Below are 20,237 nucleotides of genomic sequence, written 5' to 3' on the forward strand. Positions count from 1 at the left end.
ATCGAGATTAAATCCTCGAGATCTTCTCCTGTATTGTCGAATTTTTTGAGGTTGTGAACACGAAGCAACGTAAAAAAGCGAAAAATCACTACTCATGGCTGAGCCAAAAGTAGTGATTTTTACTAAATTACATATAGAGTACTAAGGAAACTCATTATTTTTCTAATCTCCCACTTTTTTCAAACCCCATTAAGGCAATCACTTTTCCTTGTTCATCGTATATAGGTGAAAAGATAACATCCTTATGAAAATGACTTACTTTATCTCCTTCAATTACAAAAGGCTCTAACGGTAATATCTTTCCAAGAAGATCTTCTCTACTAAATCCATGCAGCTTCCCAAATATTTCATTAACCTCCACGATTTTTCCTTCTAGATCCACAATCACCATGCCGTCTGAAGAAAGATTCATAAGTGCATGCATAAACTGAGCTACATGCCGTGGAATAATTTTCTCATTAGCCATTAAGGCATTGATCATAATTTGTGCCCCCTACCCCAATCGAGTTTTTGGCATCCAAAGCTTCCGTTTGCCGCGATCTGATATGGTTTAATCTGCATGATGACACTCTCCAATAAAATCTATTTCTTTTTTTCCTTCACAAACTGTCCTGGTGTCAATCCGGTTATCTGTTTGAATCGGCGTATGAAGCTGGAGGAATTCATATAGCCTACCTGCATGGATATTTCATTAAGGTTTAAATCGCTTGTCATTAACAGTTCCTTCGCCTTATTCATCCTTAAATTCGTTGTATATTCAATAATCGTTTGTCCGGTCTGATTTTTGAAGTATTGGCTTAAGTTCGTAAGTGTCATGCCGAAATGGTCAGCCATATTTTGAATTGAGAAGTCACAATTCGCAAAATTACTTTGAATATAGGAGGCCGCATCATTGATAAGGCTTTGATCCTTTACGTCTTTACTCTCGCGGATAAACGTACAGATATGAGAACATATGTTTTTAACAAGGTTTGTTAATTCTTCAATGGTCTCAAATTCAGCCAGCATAGAGGCATTCGGATATTCACCTTTGGGAAGCAGAAGTTCCTTGTTAACTTCTGCAAAAGTCCGCCAGATGACGTTCAAGATATCAAAGCAAAGCCCTCTTGCAACAAAAAGAGGCGTATTGCAGGTTTTCATATAATTGATGATATTGTTCAACGCATATTCAATTTCCAGATCATTGCCCTGTTTGATCAAGCTTTTCAAAATATCAAGTTCTTTATGCGGATAGGAATCCAAGGATTCCTCCTGATGAGATAATTCATCATTGAAAATAATGCTGCCATTTCCTTTCACCAGGCGGTAATCAAGGGCGGCAGAGGCTTCCACATAGGATTGCGGAATAACTTTAACATCCTCGTATACGTTGCCAACCCCAATTGTTGTTTGAATACTTATAGCTTCTTTCAAATGCATTTGAAAAGCGTCAAGCTCCGCCATAAGACTTTCCGATTGAATCTCATCCAGAGACAGAATACACACCATTTTCTTTTGATCCAAATGTTCCCTTACATGCCCATTGAAAAAAAGGTTGACCGTGCTTTCAAATTGACTCAACAACTCCGGAACATCCTGAGATTTTATGGAATGAGGCGTATGCAAGAGAACGATGATCACCAAATAAAGCGGATTTCTGAACGATATCGCAAAGGGCTCCCCCTGCTGCTTTAGATCCTCCGGCGTATGAATCCGCCCCTTGAGAAGACTATCCAGAATAAAGTCCTTGGAAGCGACTCGGGTACTGGATATTAAACTTTTATTCTGATTGGAAAGATAATCGATCGTATTTTTCACAACATCGATCTCATTTTCGGCTTTGTTCGTATGCTGCAGAATCCTGCTTGCATAATTTTTAAGATTATGGATCGGTTTATAGTTAGTTCGCATATTGAAATAGATGACAATACTCCCGAGCACTAAAAGCAGAAGTACAACCAGTATAAACTCGACCTGAATGCCATCCGTTTTTTTTAGAACCTCATTAATAGGAGTAAAAGAAATATATTTCCAGCCTGTCTTATCAGACTTCATTACAGACATTAACATCCTCTGGTTGTCCTCTGAAACCATTTTGGAAAAATGATTCTCGTTGCTGCCAAGGTATTCATTAAGTTTATCCGCAGATAACCGAAGAGCATTATTGGAAGTCGTAATCACTTGATTATTCTGATCCAGAATCATAATACTTGAATGATATCCGCCAAAATTGTCTTTAATAATTTTGGTAAAGAAATTCTCATCCACCAAATAAAGAACCGTTGTGTTAGCGTCAATGCCGAAACCGGAAATGGGATAAATGAATGTTACAATTTTTTCTGCTTCACGATCATACTTGATAACATCCTCGGCAGAACGTACTTTTGGAACCTTGAGCGAATTGATATCTCTTTTAAAATCCTCTTCATTCCAGGAACTGTATTTAAAAGCTTGATTAATAAATAACGGTAAAGAATACGAACTTGAGCTGGAGTAAATAAACGAATCCCCACGAAAATAGACCATCATATCTTTAATAAAATTGTTCGAAGCCAAATATTTGCCAAGTTCACGCTGTGCATCGATAGCAAGATTCGGATCATTCAATGCGTAATAGGGATTTAAGCTCCTGTTCATTTGAATATGCGTTTGTATACTATCCAATTGCTTAATATTGGCGTCAACGATATACATGACTCGATTTAACGTATTTGCATTATTGGCAATTAACTCGTTCTTAAGTATACCTATGAACTGATAATTCACAAAAAATACCATAACTACAATACAAATAAATAAAATAACGACATAAGACATCAGATATTTAAAAAATAAAGCTTTTTCCTGTATGTAAGATTTCATCTTCGCTTCAGCCCCTCTAGGATGTCCTATTATAACTATACTGGGCTTGCCAAGCAAACGAAAGTCTTTATTCCAAAAAGGTTTTCAGCCCATTATTTTAAATTGACAACGACCGTATTCGGCTTACCGACTTCAGGTATTCCAGGCATTTTGATTGGAACTGCATGCCATTCATTGTCAATGGTATTCCCATCACCAACAAGCGGAATGGTCAAGTAAATAATTAGTTCATCCAAATTCACATCCTGATTAGGGTCGCTTACCGTAATAAACAGCTTGTCTCCCTCTTGCTCCAACATGACTACAGTAGGTTTGGAAACCTTCATCTTCAACGTCTCTGTACTGCATACTGTTTCATTATCATAGAACACAGCTTGAATCATACTATTATTGGCCACAGCTTGAAGTTTGGTTGTGTTGGAAATGATTTGAACAGGATTTGAAGCTAGATACGATTGCGGCTCCTGATCGCCGGCATACATGAGATACGAATACTTGCAATCAACAGGCGCCGCCCCATGATTCACCCAAATCTGGAATATCGGGCACAGCTCATTGTCTGCCTCATTATTTGTAAAGTTTAACAGTTCCCAATGCGTTTTCCTTTCCTCTGCTAACATGACGACTTCCCCGGACGTATGCTCAGGAAGTACCGCATAAAGAATGCCATCCTGCTTTACCCAAGGAATATCCTTGCTCCTGGACTCGCACCCTTTAAGTGTTACCTTTACACCATTTTTGTCCATTCCGTAAGTCTCTATCGAAGGACTCCCTGCCGTATGATACAAAATATCCGTAGCCCACTTCGTCTGATTGATCGTGGTCCGTATCTCGCTGCCCATTTCAGGTCGATGATCCGAGATCCCCGCACCCAAGCAGACAATCGTATCGCCTATAATAAAATAACCTTTATGCGCCTTTACTCCGAAGATTTCTTTGCTGCCATCTTGATGGATAACACCGGCTCCATCCAGCTTCTTCCGATCATCTTTCTCAAAAATAAATCCTGCTGCACCGTTGTCATTGCGGGCAACTCCTCCCGCGTAAGGATGAATACTGTTATAACCAGACCAATTTGTCCCGGGCACAAGCTTTGCAGTCTCTATATAGCGGGCTGTTATGCCAGGTAAAGAAGCAAGTTCCCAGGCCCCTTTGCTTTCAGCCCATTCAGTGCCGTCTCCTGCTATGACATAGGAACCATCCGCTGTAAATAGATTAAGCTTATCTGCCATAATATGAGCGAATTCTACACCGTCGCAACGATTTGAAGCCATGTTCAAATAGAAATACAGCTTATCCGTTTTCTTGATCAAATCATCATTGTTCCAGAAGTAGCGTACTCCTTTGTAATAACCTGAAGGATACCCGTCCATCATTTGAACATCTTTATGATCAAGTAGATCGTTCATTTCTTTCAACTGTTCTTCCGTTAACAAATAACTAAAATTTTCTATCAGTAATTGTGCCAAATTATAAATATAGCTGACGTCATCTTTCATCTTCCTTGTGAAAATATGCCTGGACTGCATGGGTGCGTCAAAGCCCTTGTAATGACTCCAACTGATTCCGCGAATAAAGTTGATCAGCCAATCCATATTTCGGTAAGTGATCTCTTTCTCCCAGGGTGTTCCTTTCAGATCCTTGATGATATTCAATCCGCTCAGTATACCATCCTTCGGATAACCGCTATTGTAGGCTTGCGGACCATGCCCCCAACCGAAGCCGTCGGCGCATATCCCTTCGTCCCAATAGGACTCGTTGCTGTTCGTATGAGAAGTCGGCGTAAAAATATGACTGACGACATGTATCATCGTATCTATCATTTCTACAGATTGAAGCATCACTGCCGTATAGAAGGAAGGACGATAGGTCAGCGCATTACCGCCTACCCACCAGACATGCATTCGGAACCGCTCAGGACTGATCGGATGGCTGTCAGTATGATCGCCGCGAAGCGGCAATGTCCATGCCTGAAGCGCACATCGGCTCAGCTGCTTATGTACTTCCTTCGTTAGTGAATCATCCTTAGTTCCTTTCTCTATAGCTTCCATATCGTCAAGAAAGAAGACAAACAGATTCACAGCAGCAAGAGGGAGAGCAAAAACAGAGTTATGAAACCGAGTAGCCTTCTTGTCCTCTCTGTCCGCTTCCATTTTGCAATAAAAAGCAATGCCCTTAAAAATTCTGGATTTCAAGTTTTCATCCTGCATCGGTTGTTCTCGTGACCAATGGAAGGGTTCAGAAAGCGAGGTCAGCCGCAGGATGGCATCATACACGTCCTTAAAAGAATCACCTAAATCTGCAAAGCGTCCATCTTCTGATAATTGTGAGATATAATAATCACCTTGATTATAATCCTTATAGAGTTTAACGCGAATTGGATTGCAAGCAATTTGCCTGCGCAAAACTTCTAAAGCTTCCCGCTTGTTTGCAAGCATCTCGGCCGAATTCTCGTTAAGTTTATGTAGACATTCACTGCATGATAAAGAGCTCTTCCATAAGGTTTCAGGTAGTAGATCAGCATATATGGTGTTATAAGTATTCATAGTTACCCCTTTCTTATTCTTCATCCTATTTATTCCAGATATCTTTTGTAGTTGCGAGAACTTCATCCAGTTTTATTCTTAACTCTTTGACGAGTTCGTCATGAACATCGGCAATATTTCTCCGTTGGTAGGGGTCATTCAGATCGTCGTACAAAATGTAAGATTCTCTCTCGACATAGTCTTTTTTGACTAAGAATGTGTACTGCTTTGTCTTGAGTCCCCTCATATTTGTGAATGCATTAATAAATAATCCCTCTGTATCACCATCTTGGAGACCGTAAAAATAGCCTGCCTTATTATCACCCTCAACGTCATCCGGTATTTGATCTTCAAGTCCCATCATGGTTAGCAAGGTTGGCATAATATCAGGAACATTTAATATGAAATCGGACTTACCTGGTTTTATCTTCCCAGGGTGTCTGATCAAAAAAGGCACTTTGAAGCTTTCAGCGTACCAATGCGGTTTCCCCATAACGTTATGGCTTCCCATCATCTCTCCATGATCTGAAGTGAAGACCACAATCGTATCGTCCTTTATTCCCATTTCATCGATGGCATCGAGTATTCTCTTAAAGTGTTCATCCACACCCGTAATGGCGGCAAAATAATTTTTCACATTATTTCGTGCAATTTCCTTACCATTTTGGGATTTATCGCTTATCTGTAAATACTCTTCCGGGGTTTTATCCGTTACGTTTTCCCTGTTCAGCAAATCCTCTACGCTTTTTCCTTCGTACATATCGACGTACTTTTGAGGAACCTGTTTAAATGGCGGATGCGGAGGATTTAGGGACATCATCAAAGCAAACGGCTTGCTTTCATCCCGATATTCCCCATCCTTATTCCGGATATAATTGATCGCTACGTCAGTCTCGTGCTTGACTGACCATTCTTCCGGCTTGATTTTCTCCTCAATCTTCGCATTATTCACCCAATAGTGCGGTTCAAGATGATTGTCGCAGGCGCCGTATGCGTGCCAAAACGTGAAGTTATGTCTTCTATTCGGCAACGTATAGGAATCCCACATCACGCCATCTTCCCTGCGTCCCTCTGTATACTTTTCTTGCGATAGATCTACCGGATCCAGATGCCACTTGCCAATATACCCCGTATTGTAGCCGTTTTCGAATAAAACGTCCGAAATGCATCTTTCATCTTTTTTCAGGTACACGCCATACGTGTTTCTGTTGCTGTTGCAGTTTGCGATTACGCCATTTGAATATGGATATTTGCCGGTTAACAACATGCCTCTGTACGGACTACATAAAGGGAAATTGCTCAGCGCATTTTCGAGTACTAAACTTTCTTGGCTGAATTGGTCTAGATTAGGTGTGATTACCGGATCTGCATTCATAAACCCAAGTGCTTGCTGCCTCCATTGATCTGGAAAAAAATAAATTAAATTCGGATGTTTCATTTTCAAAACACTCCTATCCTTTTATAGAACCAACCATAACTCCTTTGATAAAGTACCTCTGAAGAAAAGGATACAAGAAAAGCATCGGAACGCTTGCGATAATAATGACGCCATATTTGATCTGTTCCGCAATAATTCGGGCTTCCTCAGCCTGTGTAATATCATCGGTCATAGTCGTCAAGTTTTGGGACTGGATCAGGATAGATCTTAAGATTAACTGAAGCGGAAACTTCTCTGAGCTGTTTAAGAAAATCATTGCTTTAAAATAATCATTCCAATGCCCCACACCATAGTAAAGCGCCAAAACTGCCATCACAGACTTAGACAAAGGAAGCACCATCGAAATAAAAAACCTGAACGGCGAACATCCATCAATCGCTGCCGCCTGTTCGATTTCTTCTGAAATATTGGATTCCAAAAAGCTGCGCGTGATAATAATATTAAACACCCCAACCGCGCCAAGGATAACCATCGCCATCGCCGTGTCACGAAGACCAAGACTCTTGACCAACAAATAATGCGGAATTAAACCGCCGCTAAAATACATCGTGATCATCAGTACGATCATAATTACTTTGCGTCCCGAGAAATATTTGCGGGATAAAGGGAAGCCAATCATCATGGTCAATATAACATTGAGCGTAGTTCCAACAACCGTATATAAAATGGTATTGCCATATCCCGTCCAAATTCTTGTATCCTTGAATATTCTTTCGTATCCTTCCAAGGTAATGCCTTTGGGCAACATAATCACATTGCCGCTAACTACGTCATTTGGACTCGATATGGAAGCTATGAAAACAAAATATAAAGGGTATAACACGATAAGCAGGAAAAATCCCAGCACACTATAATTAATGATATCAAATACGAGATCCTCTTTAGATCTTTTAATTGTTTTCATCGTCGTCGAACTCCTTTCTTACCAGAGACTGGAACCACTCAGCTTTTTAGCGATACGGTTTGTGCTGATCAGCAAAATAATATTGATTATCGTATTAAAAAGTCCGATTGCCGTTGAATAGCTGAACTGGCTGCCTTCAAGACCAATTTTATATACATAAGTTGAAATCACTTCAGATGCATCAATATTCAGAGCGTTTTGCAGCAAGTAAGCTTTCTGGAAACCAACATTCATGACAGAACCCACGTTGAGGATAAATAAAATAACCATCGTTTGTGAAATTCCTGGAATATCTACATGCCGAATGATCTGTAACTTGCTGGCTCCGTCAACTTTTGCAGCCTCATACAATTCAGGGCTGATTGAAGACAATGCAGCGATATAAATAATGGTTCCCCAACCGGCATTCTGCCAAATGCCTGACCATACAAATATGCTTTTCCACAAGTCGGGACGCGCCATAAAGTTAATTTTTTCTCCGCCAAATGATGCGATAATCGTATTGACTACACCGATACTGGGCGATAAAAAGATAAGCAGCATGCTTGAGAGAACAACAACCGATATAAAATGGGGAGCATACGTTACTGTTTGCACAATTTTTTTGAAACGCAGGTTTCTCACCTGATTTAAAAGCAATGCCAGAATGATAGGAATTGGAAAACCTACAATCAATTCATAGAGACTTACGCCAAGCGTATTTTTCAACACCGTCATGAACTGGTAGGATCCCAAAAATCTTTCAAAATGCTTAAATCCTACCCAAGGACTGCCCCATATCCCCTTTGAAATCACAAAATCCTTGAATGCCAGTTGAATACCATACATAGGAACATAGTCAAAAATAATAATGTAAATCAGTGCAGGAAGGCACAATAGGTATAAATGATAATCGCGAGAGAATACCTTTTTTAGAAGCCTTTTCTTGTTGACTTGCGGGTATTCCTCTGTTTTCACATCATTCTTTGAAGCCATTTTTGCAATTTCCACAGCGGTCCATCTCCTTCATCTTTCTCTGAAAGCGCTTCAATATTATGCCTCTAAATATAGTACAAACGCTTTCATACGTATATAAACATTATTTTCTGCATATGCAGAATTTCAACATAGGTTCAAAACCATGTCCTGCAAGGGTTTCAGGACGTGAAAGAGGAGGAATAGCGCGTGCGCCTTCCTCCCCCAATTCCACAGCTCTTTAATTATGTGACAATATATAATTGGCGTCACGCAGCAATAAGGTTGCCGTATCATTTGAAATGTGCTTACCACTTTGCGCTTTCACTTCATTCACAAAACTTTTTAATTCGTTGTTGGTCAATTTTGCCTGTAAGCTATTCGCAATTCCCACATTGTCGATATTGTTGGTACTCAAGAAGAGAGCTACCAATTTCTTTAAGGAATCGACCGTTGCAGCCGTCTGGAATTGAACGGTCTTGATTCCCTGTTTACCAGATATGTCAGTGGAGGTAATTAGAAGTGTGTGTTGACCCAGCGGCAACGAATAGAGCGGAATGGTCGTTCCCATTTGGAATGCATACGTATCCAGCGTAACCGTTGTCTTGCTGTTGTCGACACCGGACAAGTCATCGGTCAATGTAAACTGCGGCCTCAATTCCTCAGAATCATCATATACGCTGCCGTCTTTCGGATTGGACACCGAAATAGCCGGCGGTGTTTGGTCAACGATAAATGTCGGTAAAGAAATATGAACCTTTACATCACCTGGTATGACATACGGTACCCCGCTGCCTGGCGGCTCTTCCATGACGAATTTGCCATCTTCCATTATTCGGTTAGGCCAATATAACCATTTCCCGCCACCGTTTACAACTTCAAAAGCCGGAGGCTGCTCAAGCGTTAAAACGGTATGATGATCTTTGGTATCAACAGCGACAACCTTCAATCCCCAACCGGAAGTGTCACTAAATTCAGTCTGTACCCATTGATTCTTTAAGAGCTCAGCATTCTCAACGATACCATCCAGCGTCATTGTATTTGGAGATGTGCCGTCAATAGAATCAGTCGTTGACAATACCTTGAAGGTTTGATCTTTTTTGCCGGTCAATACACTGCCGTTAAGTTCCGTATTCCCTTCTTCACCATGATATATCCAAAGAATTTCACCGTTATCTCTAGCTTTCCTAACAATGGATACTTTGCCTGAGAAGGTGATTCCTTCCACGCTTCTCTTTAACGAATCATTACTAATATACACAATATCTTCATAATCTTTTGTCGTGACAACTGCAGCAATGGTCATTCCAGTAGGATCTTCCGGATAAATCCATCTGACATTTTCAACCTGTGGCGTTTCCGTCTTGCTCTTCCATGTCTCGTATACCCCAGCATACTTGGTAACGGTATCAGGCGATACAAGATTTCTCCGGTAAAGTTGGTATCCAGGGAAATTGTTCTGCAACTCTGTTTTATTCAGCGTCTTTCTGAGTGTCGGGACTCGAGTAAAATACGTTTCCGCGCCTGGTACGCCGTTAATAAAGCTTTTTACTGCAACACCCGTGTCTTTGCCAATCCATGAAAAACTAAATGCACCTTCTCCACTCCCAGTTTTCGGATTCTTCATTAGGTTTCGGAATTCGCTAAGCCCTTCTTCGTGGCCGGTACTCTTCAGATATTGCGCCATATCTGTGCCATCATGAGTCTGCAATTGGAGTGACGTCTCTAGATTCGTATCTTCTTCCTCAATAGCACGTAAATAGGATTCATGAGCGTCGCCACCCTTTAGTCTTTGCAAATCAAGCACATAGGACTTATTACCATCCACTTTCATAAGTAATATCATACGCCTGTTCATCTCAGCCAAATCACCTATAGGACCAGGTGAGGACGCTTCCAAAAGCTGCACTTGTTTTCCATTCTTTGTTCCAGGATCATAAGCCAACTGTGACGCTCTGCGCGTTTCATGACTTCTGCTCGTATAACTGCTACCAGCTTTTTTGGACCATACCCAGCCAATATTGTGAGCTTGGGAAGACATATGATAAAAACCGTTGGAAGTTCGCCCTCTCGGATACCCCGGATCAGGAAATACTTCACTGCCCGATCCCCATAATGTCAATTGCAGGTGATCCCCATGTGCATGCCCCGTAGAATAAGGCAATCCTCCTGCAATAGGCGGAAAAGTCAGAGATACTTGTGTTGCATTCTCGGTATCCCCTTGTGTAAGAGCATAGTATCCCGATGCATTTAATTCAATATTAGACAAATACTCCGGTAAAATAGGGTCTTTTTGAGAACGTACAAAATGATCCGTATCGTTCAGGAATATCTTTTGTCCATTGGGAAATTTCATTTTATTCATGAGGTCTTTGCCCTTTTGGAGCATTGGCCAACGGTTGGACAGGTTTGTATGATCTAACTTTAATCTAAATTGATTATCAATGTAACCCTGAGGATCTTTGAAACAGCTCTCTAAAAGCAAAGCGGCATCACCTGTATTTACCATTTGCCCGTGATAGGTAATAGTCGCTTCTTGCCAAAAGCCGTCGGCAAAGAATTGATCCGGTCCCATGTAAGTATCTACCCATGGCAGAACTAACCTTATTAATTCCGGATCATTTAATACGGATGCCACTCCGAATACAGCCTTTATTGCATAAGGCACAAGATTGGAATAATAAAAACCATTATTCAGATTATACATATCAATCACAGTGGATCTTAACCAGGTTTCTACAACGCTTCGGGCATCTTCTCCGACTTGAGATGAGATCTGATCCCACTGGCTTGAATTATAAACCAAGTCATATGCATAAACAGCATGAACAGGCACATAATTTGGAAAGGCATGGAACAAATCATCTTTAGTAATTTTTGGAATATTCGAGTAGTCCTTAGCAAACCTATAAAGCGCCTGAATCGCTCTTTTCGAATATGTTTCATCCTTAGTAGTACTATAGAGAAAGCTCATTTGTCTGATCGTTTTTTCAAAATTCGGACGAGCGTCTAACGTTTTTCTGCTTAGCGATTCAGTTTGAATACGCGTCAAATAAGAACTGTCAGATAATGCCATAACAGGGTCAACTGTTGGCTTGGTTAACGTAGTGTCTAATTCTTCTTTTTTTACTCCTTGCATATCACCAAAGAACGGAAACATTAAGATTAATTGATTCGGATAACTAGTAGTTGGCACTCGTATAGGATGTTTAATGTCTGTACTGTCCCATGTAACAATGGCATTGATCATGTTGCTTATTTCAACAGGTTCAAAAGACAGTTGAGAATCACTTACAACCAATAAACCGCTTTCATTTTCATATACACTTTTGTCTAGAGCTGTTGCAATCGTCTGTATGGGTACAAGGGGCTCATAGCTTCCTGGCTTACTGGCAACATCTACAGATTTGTTTGCAAAAGTGAATCTTAAAGTGTTATTTTCCAGCTGTACAGGAGCCTGTAATTGGAGGCTTTTTACAACAAAACTGACCGGGACATAGAGCATGTCATCAATTTTCGTTGCGTTTACTTCCGGATTGTTTGCATCAATTTTGACTCTGTTATTATTCACATAAGCATTGTTATTGCCTGCATAAATGACCAAAGCGTTGCTTAGTTTGCTTACTATTGAACCCGTTAACTGTTTGGGTGCCCAGTCTCTGAATGCAGTCTTTTCCATTTTATAGGGTGGACCTTCTGATCCAGTGGAAGCTGCAATACTTGATATTTGAAACGTCATCATCAAAACAAGCAACAAGGCTACAATTCTTCCATACTGTTTAGTCAAATCTAACACTCCTCGCTAATTAACAAATTATTTTGAGTTTCAGTAAATCGGGACAGATTTAACTATTGCTAGCTACAATTCTGCCCCGTCTAGTTGCTTATAGTTGATTATTTCGTACTGTCATAGGCTTTCTGATTAATTTTGATATAATCGTCCATCCCGAGTTTTTTCAACTGATTCACGTATTCATTCCAATCAGCATCAATCCCGCCGCTATAGATCCACTTTGCCGTCATTTTGGTTACATATTGCCCGAGATCTGCTACAACAATTGCGTTACGTTCCGCATCCTTTTGTTCCATGAAAGGACTCCCATAGGCTTCTTTTTGGAAAAATGGACTATATATCTTTTCCGCTTCTTCCTTGGATATTGTGGCGGCTGATTTTTTATTTAATGTTACATCGCCCATAAGTTGAATATACAAGGAGGAATTAACAGGTGTATCTGCAGATTTTTCAATCCCTGTAAATTGTTTACCGTCTGCCTTCAGTATCTCTTCGAACATTCCGTTGCCCAGTTTTTTAAGGTACTTGTCATAGGGTCCACTGGAATTCTGAATGGATGTATCCGTATCGTAATTCAGATCTGCCCATTTCATCAAAACTTCCGGATTTTCCGCCTTATTCGTGATTGCAAAAGCAATATTGAAATTCACTGGCGTTAGCCTTTTCGCCCAGCGTTGCTTGCCATCTGGTCCTTTAAGAGGAGGGCCATAAACAAAATTATCACTATTTGTATTTGCTGTCGACCAGTAAATACCGCCGCCTACTGAAGGTACTTTACTTGTCATTTTTGCCGTGTATGCAGAACCGTCCATTGTAAAAGCTTCTTTATCAATCAGTCCTTCAGTCGCCAACTTATTTAAGAATTTAATGGCTTCTTTATATTCATTTTGTCCAGGTACAAAAATGAGTTTACCGTCTTTGACATCAATCATCGACTGTGGCATAACAAGTCCGGAAAATCCGATCAAGGAAGAAATGCCATTTATTTTATCTACCTGTCCATTGGTACCATATCGGAACGTAAAAGGAATTTCATCGTCTTTGCCATTGCCGTTCAAATCTTTCGCCGCTTTGATAGCTTTCAGGTATGCGTAAAACTCATCCGTTGTGGTAGGAATATTCAAACCTAGCTTATCCAACCAAAGCTTGTTATAAAGGATGGTGTCGTTGGTATTGGTAGTTCCTTCAGAATACGAAGGCAATCCATATACGTGTCCATCAGGTGCTGTCATTTGCTTTAATATATTCGGGTTTCTTTCTATCAATTTTGTTAAATTTGGCATAAGATCTTTATTGATCATCTTTTCCAGTGGAATAAGAACTCCCTGAGTGCCGTAGTTCACATAATCACTTGTTTCAATAGCAAAGCCACCATAAAAGGCGTCCGGCAGATCTCCGCTTGCAAAGGCCAGCTGTCTTTTTTGCTTAAAGGCATCTCCTGTGCCCCAATCCAACCAATCAATCTGAACGTTTGACTTTTTCTCAAACTGCTCATTCCATGCCGTCAATGTTTGGAAGGGTTTAAAACCGTCGGATCTGTTTTGTGCAAACGTGTACTTCACTTTTTCCTTTAGTGGAAATTCCACTGACTTAACGGCTGTCGTCATCTTCTGTCCAGAATCTGCTCCATTGCCTGTGTTCTTGTCGCTACTGCAGCCTGTCAGCATAACTGAAGCAAACATGCTAAGGACGATGAATGATGTTAGTTTCTTTTTCATTAAGACCCACTCCTTTGTGAAATGTAAAATCAATCGAATGTAAACGCTTAACAATTACATTTTTCATACTAGTACAACGCCATTTTGGCGTATATATACATTATTTTCTGCATGTGCAGAATTCCAATTTACCTTGTAAACCCACGTTCCACAAGGATTATAGCGCATGCTTCCCTTGTATGGCACGGAATTTCTACTGTCTCTTTCCCTGCCCTCAAGTTATGTAATCCTTTTTGACCAAACATATATCATTGTGTTTATTGCATTATGATTGCCCATAGTCCTTCCCAAGGAAGGACTATGGCGTTTCGATTTGCTGTAACATGTTTTTCGTTCAGTTCCGCAAGATGTCAGTCTCATATAGTAACCGTTTTCACTATTCACTTTTATCACAGCTCTGTCAGCAGGTACATATGCCAAATCGGAAATGCGAGATTTGATATTCGCCTGTTTGGCGGCGGAATCAACGACTATTTACTCAAGAATGAAAAAGTTTGGTTTGCGAATCTCGACCCAAACATCCCCAGGAATGATTCTAGGCTGCCGCTTTTCCACATTTAGGTTGTTTTGGCCACTTAACAGCGCGCCGGTTTGGTCTTGAACGTTCGGATAGAAAAGCATCTTCGCTCCCTGCTCCGTCAACTCGAAGGGAGGGCGATCCTGCACACGAATCATACTGCCTTGTGCGTCGGCAATTTTCATGCCGTAACCCGATTGGTCGCCGAATGTCATTTGCAGCCAAAGGTCTTTCATAGAAGGATCGTTTGGTATCAAGCCGTCTATTCGGATTTTGCTTTCGGACTTGTCCTTATTGGAGCCTTTAGCATCCACTGCTTTAAATCTTAGGTCCGCAGCCCCTTTAACCGATACGCCTTCCCCTTCAATTTGGCCTTCACCGTACAGATAAGCCCAAATCGGCTTTCCAGTCGCCTTGTCTCTGCGCACTAAGGCCGTCTTGCCTGCAAATCGGAAGCCCTCCGCTTCGCGTGTTGCCGTATCGTCGCTGATATAGATAATATCCTCGTATGACCCGGCCTGAACGACAATCGCACTGCTCATCGGATCCGCCGGCGCCGTCTCTTTCCACTGAACCGATTGCACCATCGGCTGCAGACTGCTTCTCCACGTTTCGTAAACAGCTCCGTAGCGCGTGACCGTCTCCGGATTCACAATATGACGGCGGTACAAATGCCAGCCCGGGAAATCAAAAGCTTTCTTCGCGTCTCCACCCGTTCTGCGCATTGTCGGTACTTCCGAGAAAATAACCTCGCTATCCGGAATCCCGTTCATATAGGCGCGAATCGAAGAACCGCTTGTCGAACCGATCGAAGTGAATTGGAAATCCGCTGAACCGTTGCCAACCTGCGGATTTGACATCAGGTTCCGGTAGTCGGGTAACCCTTCCTCCTTGCCGATGCTTTTCAAATAGCCTTCCGTCGTCTCGCCCGGATGCTGCACCAGCTCCATTGGCGTCGAAACTTGCGACGCTTCGTCTTCCTCGGAGCGCAAATATAGCTCATGCGCCTGACCGCCTTTCAGTCGTTGCAGGTCGACGACATATGAGCGGTTGCCATCAATTTGAACAAGCATCAGATGACGGCGCTTGACTTCGGCCAGATCGCCTTCCGGCCCAGGCGAGGAAGCTTCGATCAACTGCACCCGTTTCCCGGACAGTGTCCCCGGGTCGTACGCCAGCATCGATGCACGTGTCGGCTGCGACGCTCTGCTCTTGTAGTTGCTCGCATCTTTAGACCATACCCAGCCGACATTGTGATCAACCGCATCCATATGGAAAAAGCGGGTCGGACCGGAGCGCATGTAACCGGAATCGGGCAGCATTTCCATACCGGCTCCCCATAGAATCAATCCTAGGTTGTTCGCATGGTAATGCCCTCCAGAATAAGGAGTACCTTCCGCCAGCGGATTAAAGCTGAGATTCACTTGAGTCGCATCGTCCCTATCCCCGGCTGTCAGCGCAATATGCCCGAAGTGCCATAGCTCGATGTTATTCAGGTTCTTGATCGGATCAGCCGCGGATTTGTTATTCGTGTTGGCATCGGCATCGTTAAGAGCAATCGGTCTGCCGTCCGGAAACTGCAGTATCGTTGGGATTTGTTTCGCTTTCTCCAGAAGCGACCACATGGGGCTTAAATCAGTGTGATCGAGCTTTAAGCCCAGCTTCTTGTCGACGTATCCTTTCGGATCCGAATAGGTGAGTTTCAACAAATCAAGAGCCGCAACGATATTGCCGACAACCTGATTGTGGTAGCTGATCGTCCCTTCATGCCAGATGCCATCCGCGTGAAAATAGGTTCCGGACAACAACTTTTCGAACCAAGGAATAAATAAACGAATCATATCGGGATCGTTCAGGATGACCGCCGTCCCCAATACATTGCGGAGCCCGTAAGGAACGATATTGCTGAGGTAAGCTTCATTCCCAAGATTATACATGTCCATGGCTGCTTCTCGGAACCAGTCTTCGATCGACGACCGAATGTCACCGCCAACCTCGGATGAAAGAGTCTTCCACTGTTCCGAATTATAAATCAGATCGTAGGCGTAAACGCACTGGATCGGTATGATGTCCTTATAGGAATGGAACTGGATATTTACCGATTTCGGAACAGCTCCGTAACCTTGGGCAAATTGCTGCATGACGAGAATGGCCCGTCTTGCATACTGCTCATCACCCGTTTTGCCATACATTTGAGCCATCCGGCTAACCATCGTCTCGTACTCGGGGTGAATGTCAATTCGAGTACGGGTTTCGGCGTTCTTCCTGGCTGCTTCAATTAGATCCTCTTCCGTCATCGCCATGATCGGGGCAATGCCTTGCATGATTTTGGCGTCATCCTCGTTGGGCTTCTGGAAGGAAGCGAACATTTTCGTAATGGCTGCAACCTCATTCCCGTTCTCCTTGACGGTAAATGGAATAGGATGCTTAACATCCGCACTGGACCATTTTCCGATAACATTTGACGCTGTTTTCAAGACTGCGGAATCAGCTGAGGACGCCTCAGCTCGCAAATTGAAATCCGCATCCGCAATAGGCAAAGACGTGACGGCCAAACTCACTCCCAAACTAAGTATCATTGTATAACGACCAACCGGACGTGCCATAACCGACCACCTTTCCGAGTGAACACCGTTTGTCCGCATAATCGAACAGCAAATCTCACTCATCCTGTTTTTATTACCCACGTTCCAAGCATTGTGTTTATTGCACCTTTCTTTTCTGAGGTATATCTACATTTCATACAGTCCTGTTCCATAAGGGTTTTTATGATTGCCCATAGTCCTTCCCAAGGAAGAACTATGGGCAACATCAAATACACTGCTCTACTTTTTCGACAATACATATTCAGCATCTCGCAGTAAATAGGCCGCCGCTTCGCTTGAAATATGCTTCCCGCTTTGCGCCTGAACCTCATTCACAAAGCTGTATAAATTGTTTTTGGCCAATTTTACAAGAAGACTATTTGCAACACCGTCATTGTCGATCCACTTATTGTCAGTAAAGCGTGTCACCAATGCATTCAAGGAATCGACAGAGGCCACCGTCCGAATCGTGACGCTTTGGCTTCCCTGGTTACCCGCCAAGTCGCTTGAATCAATAACAAGTGTATGCACCCCGAGCGGCAATTTATATAGCGGAATCGCGGCTCCGGTCGTGTAAGAATACGTATCCAGTGTCACCGTCGTCTTACCGTCATCGATACCCGACAGAATATCATTCAGCGTAAACTGCGGCGTTAGATCAATGGAATCTTCAAAAGTGCCGTCTTCAACCGGAACAGACACCAGCACCGTCGGCGCAGTCTTGTCGATGCTAACGGTTGCCGAATGGGCCTGTTCCACGTTGCCTGCGTTATCGACGCTCCAATAAACAAGCGTATGGACTCCCTCCGTCTTCAATGTAATCGCATTGCCGCTTTGCTGTGCGCCGCCGTCTACGGTGTAATACGTAGCCGCTACTCCCGAGCTGTCATCAACGGCGTTCAAGGTGACGGTTGTATCCTGATTAACCCATCCGGCAGGGGCGTTATCTGTCGTAACGGGCGGTGTTAAATCCTTCTGATATACCCGGACATAATCAACGGTCATATTTGTAGTGCTGGTGCTGGAGGAGCCGTAGCCGCCCGTTGGGATATTGCCTGCCCAATCATTATTCTTAACCTCCATGCTCAGAATAATATATTCCGGAACGTTGGATACAGCCGTTGATGTTGACCATTTCTGCACACCGTCAAAATAATAGTTCGTCCCGGTTGGGGACCACTCCACTGCATATGTATGGTAACCGGTTCCCGTATCTCCTTCCCATAACTCGCTGCTTCGCGACTTGTGATAAGCGCCATAACCGTCCCAGTGAATGTTGTTCATCCCTTTGGACGATATGTTTGTGCCGTTCCTTGTTACATAGCGATGTTCAATAATATCCATCTCCACACCGGAATTGGACGGATCGCCAATGATTTTTCCATAGGTTGGCGACTGCAGCCAGAAGGCCGACCATTGCCCCGGACTGGTGTTAAATTTGATACGAGCCTCGAATTTACCGTATTTCCACATATTCTTGGTCCTGATCATACCGGTATAATGAGTGTTGTTCTCGGTGTATGCTTTCACCAAAAGATTTCCGCTGCCATCAAGAACGACCGCATCCTTGGTGTTGATGGAATCATTGCGCGGTCCGAGATAGCGGTAATCCCATTGGGATGTATCCATGCTTGAGCCTGCCGCTCCGTTGAATTCATCCTCAAAGACAAGTTGATATGCAGAGTTATCGAACCCTGCTGCGGTCGCCTGTTGTAGGTTGCATGATATCAGCACCGCGATCGATACAACCGTTCCCATAATGGCCTTCCAATTTTTCTTCATTTATTGATCCTCCTCCATTTGTAAAAAAGTCCATGTCGTAAAATCTCTTTCAGTCCGTATCCAGATCCGTTTCCGAATCTGCTCAGGATCCTTTGTCCTTATGTGGGTACTGTATTCTCCTGCGGAGGCCCTCTTGCACAATTCGGGTCATTCGTCAGCTTGTGTAGCTGAGTGTACAGTCTGGCGTATCATTAAAAATACGTTCTCCAATTCCGAGACGTGAGCTTAGCTGACTCCGCTTTTACCGCCAGAATGAAAGCGTTATCACGAATGCATTATCACCACTCCTTTCTGATAATTCCAAATTATGTAACAAGTGGCATGTAATAACTTCTAGCACATCAACCGAATGAAAACGCTTAACAATTACATTTTCCATATTAGTACAACGCTATTTTGACGTATATATACATTTTTTTCTGCATGTGCAGAATTCCAATTTACCCTGTAAACCCACGTTCCATAAGGATTATAGCGCATGATTCCCTTGTATAGCACGGAATTTCTACTGTCTCTTTTCCCACCTTCAAGTTATGTAATCCATTTTGACCAAACATATAGCATTGTGTTTATTGCACCCTTCTTTTCTGAGGTATATATACATTTTTTTCATGATACGCAGAATTAAATCAAGCTGTATACATGAAAATGCACCTCACATGTGGTTAATTGGGATGGTGTGTGACAAGCTGTATTCGCTTCCAAAAAAAACAACTTAGAGCCAGCACCGTCATCGACGAGTCCCGCCAAATTATTGCCCATTGTTGTAGCAACAGTCCCCAATAATTTGGTATCCAGTGTATAGGTGCCATTTGTAACCGTGGGAGCTTGCATTAAAATCAACATTTGTGAAGTCCCTGAGACAATACTTGGATCCCTTTGCACCGCTGCTAGACTACTTCCACAAACGGGAAATATCAAGGCCACTAGCAACATCGATAATAAGACAAGCATTACTTGTTTTCCAATTTTCACACATAATTCCTCCATGACTTGGTAGTTTGATTTACTTCGATTGAAAATAGAGGAGAGTGCCAGATTAATCAATCAACGGTAGTCCAGGCTATAATATTCAAGTTTTTCCTTCAATCATAGGAATTCACCTCACGAGTACTAATTAGTCATAGTGTGCAATGGGCATTAGAGGTGTGATACATTTTTGCCTGAATGTGCAATTCCC

General features: G+C 42.5%; 11 protein-coding genes. All 11 read right to left on the reverse strand.

Going from position 1 to position 20,237, the window contains the following annotated elements; translation table 11 throughout:
- Nucleotides 1–154 precede the first annotated feature (154 nt).
- Complete coding sequence (locus tag GC102_RS09445; protein ID WP_171689283.1) at nucleotides 155–481, reverse strand: PAS domain S-box protein; 327 nt, start codon at nucleotides 479–481, stop codon at nucleotides 155–157.
- 101 nt (nucleotides 482–582) lie between these two features.
- Nucleotides 583–2,841, reverse strand: coding sequence for a helix-turn-helix domain-containing protein (locus tag GC102_RS09450; protein WP_171689284.1), 2,259 nt, complete (start codon nucleotides 2,839–2,841; stop codon nucleotides 583–585).
- Between the two features lie 92 nt (nucleotides 2,842–2,933).
- A complete protein-coding gene (locus tag GC102_RS09455) occupies nucleotides 2,934–5,279 on the reverse strand; it encodes a polysaccharide lyase family 8 super-sandwich domain-containing protein (protein ID WP_171689285.1) in 2,346 nt (781 codons plus the stop codon).
- A gap of 133 nt (nucleotides 5,280–5,412) precedes the next feature.
- A complete protein-coding gene (locus GC102_RS09460; RefSeq protein WP_171689286.1) occupies nucleotides 5,413–6,804 on the reverse strand; it encodes a sulfatase family protein in 1,392 nt (463 codons plus the stop codon).
- A gap of 13 nt (nucleotides 6,805–6,817) precedes the next feature.
- Entirely contained in the window at nucleotides 6,818–7,708 is an 891-nt protein-coding gene (locus GC102_RS09465; RefSeq protein ID WP_171646607.1) for a carbohydrate ABC transporter permease, read from the reverse strand.
- Between the two features lie 18 nt (nucleotides 7,709–7,726).
- A complete protein-coding gene (locus GC102_RS09470; RefSeq protein ID WP_171689306.1) occupies nucleotides 7,727–8,683 on the reverse strand; it encodes an ABC transporter permease in 957 nt (318 codons plus the stop codon).
- A gap of 220 nt (nucleotides 8,684–8,903) precedes the next feature.
- Nucleotides 8,904–12,449 carry a heparinase II/III domain-containing protein gene (locus GC102_RS09475; RefSeq protein ID WP_171689287.1) on the reverse strand — a complete coding sequence of 1,182 codons (3,546 nt, stop codon included), beginning with the start codon at nucleotides 12,447–12,449 and terminating at the stop codon, nucleotides 8,904–8,906.
- A 107-nt stretch (nucleotides 12,450–12,556) separates the two neighbouring features.
- Nucleotides 12,557–14,173: a type 2 periplasmic-binding domain-containing protein gene (locus GC102_RS09480; protein WP_171689288.1), complete on the reverse strand. Its 1,617-nt coding sequence runs from the start codon at nucleotides 14,171–14,173 to the stop codon at nucleotides 12,557–12,559.
- 474 nt (nucleotides 14,174–14,647) lie between these two features.
- The gene (locus tag GC102_RS09485; protein ID WP_171689289.1) at nucleotides 14,648–17,296 is read right to left on the reverse strand and encodes an alginate lyase family protein; all 2,649 of its coding nucleotides are present in this window, start codon (nucleotides 17,294–17,296) and stop codon (nucleotides 14,648–14,650) included.
- 219 nt (nucleotides 17,297–17,515) lie between these two features.
- Nucleotides 17,516–19,057 carry a glycoside hydrolase family 16 protein gene (locus tag GC102_RS09490; RefSeq protein ID WP_171689290.1) on the reverse strand — a complete coding sequence of 514 codons (1,542 nt, stop codon included), beginning with the start codon at nucleotides 19,055–19,057 and terminating at the stop codon, nucleotides 17,516–17,518.
- Between the two features lie 624 nt (nucleotides 19,058–19,681).
- A complete protein-coding gene (locus GC102_RS09495; RefSeq protein ID WP_171689291.1) occupies nucleotides 19,682–20,032 on the reverse strand; it encodes a hypothetical protein in 351 nt (116 codons plus the stop codon).
- Nucleotides 20,033–20,237 lie beyond the last annotated feature (205 nt).

The organism is Paenibacillus germinis, assembly GCF_013141785.1.
Taxonomy (GTDB): domain Bacteria; phylum Bacillota; class Bacilli; order Paenibacillales; family NBRC-103111; genus Paenibacillus_E; species Paenibacillus_E phytorum.

Bases quoted from the DNA above. Each gene is read 5' to 3' on its own strand.
- GC102_RS09480 (WP_171689288.1), bottom strand. From the start codon at position 14,173: ATGAAAAAGAAACTAACATCATTCATCGTCCTTAGCATGTTTGCTTCA.
- GC102_RS09450 (WP_171689284.1), bottom strand. From the start codon at position 2,841: ATGAAATCTTACATACAGGAAAAAGCTTTATTTTTTAAATATCTGATG.
- GC102_RS09445 (WP_171689283.1), bottom strand. From the start codon at position 481: ATGATCAATGCCTTAATGGCTAATGAGAAAATTATTCCACGGCATGTA.
- GC102_RS09465 (WP_171646607.1), bottom strand. From the start codon at position 7,708: ATGAAAACAATTAAAAGATCTAAAGAGGATCTCGTATTTGATATCATT.
- GC102_RS09455 (WP_171689285.1), bottom strand. From the start codon at position 5,279: ATGCTTGCAAACAAGCGGGAAGCTTTAGAAGTTTTGCGCAGGCAAATT.
- GC102_RS09460 (WP_171689286.1), bottom strand. From the start codon at position 6,804: ATGAAACATCCGAATTTAATTTATTTTTTTCCAGATCAATGGAGGCAG.
- GC102_RS09490 (WP_171689290.1), bottom strand. From the start codon at position 19,057: ATGAAGAAAAATTGGAAGGCCATTATGGGAACGGTTGTATCGATCGCG.
- GC102_RS09470 (WP_171689306.1), bottom strand. From the start codon at position 8,683: ATGGCTTCAAAGAATGATGTGAAAACAGAGGAATACCCGCAAGTCAAC.
- GC102_RS09485 (WP_171689289.1), bottom strand. From the start codon at position 17,296: ATGGCACGTCCGGTTGGTCGTTATACAATGATACTTAGTTTGGGAGTG.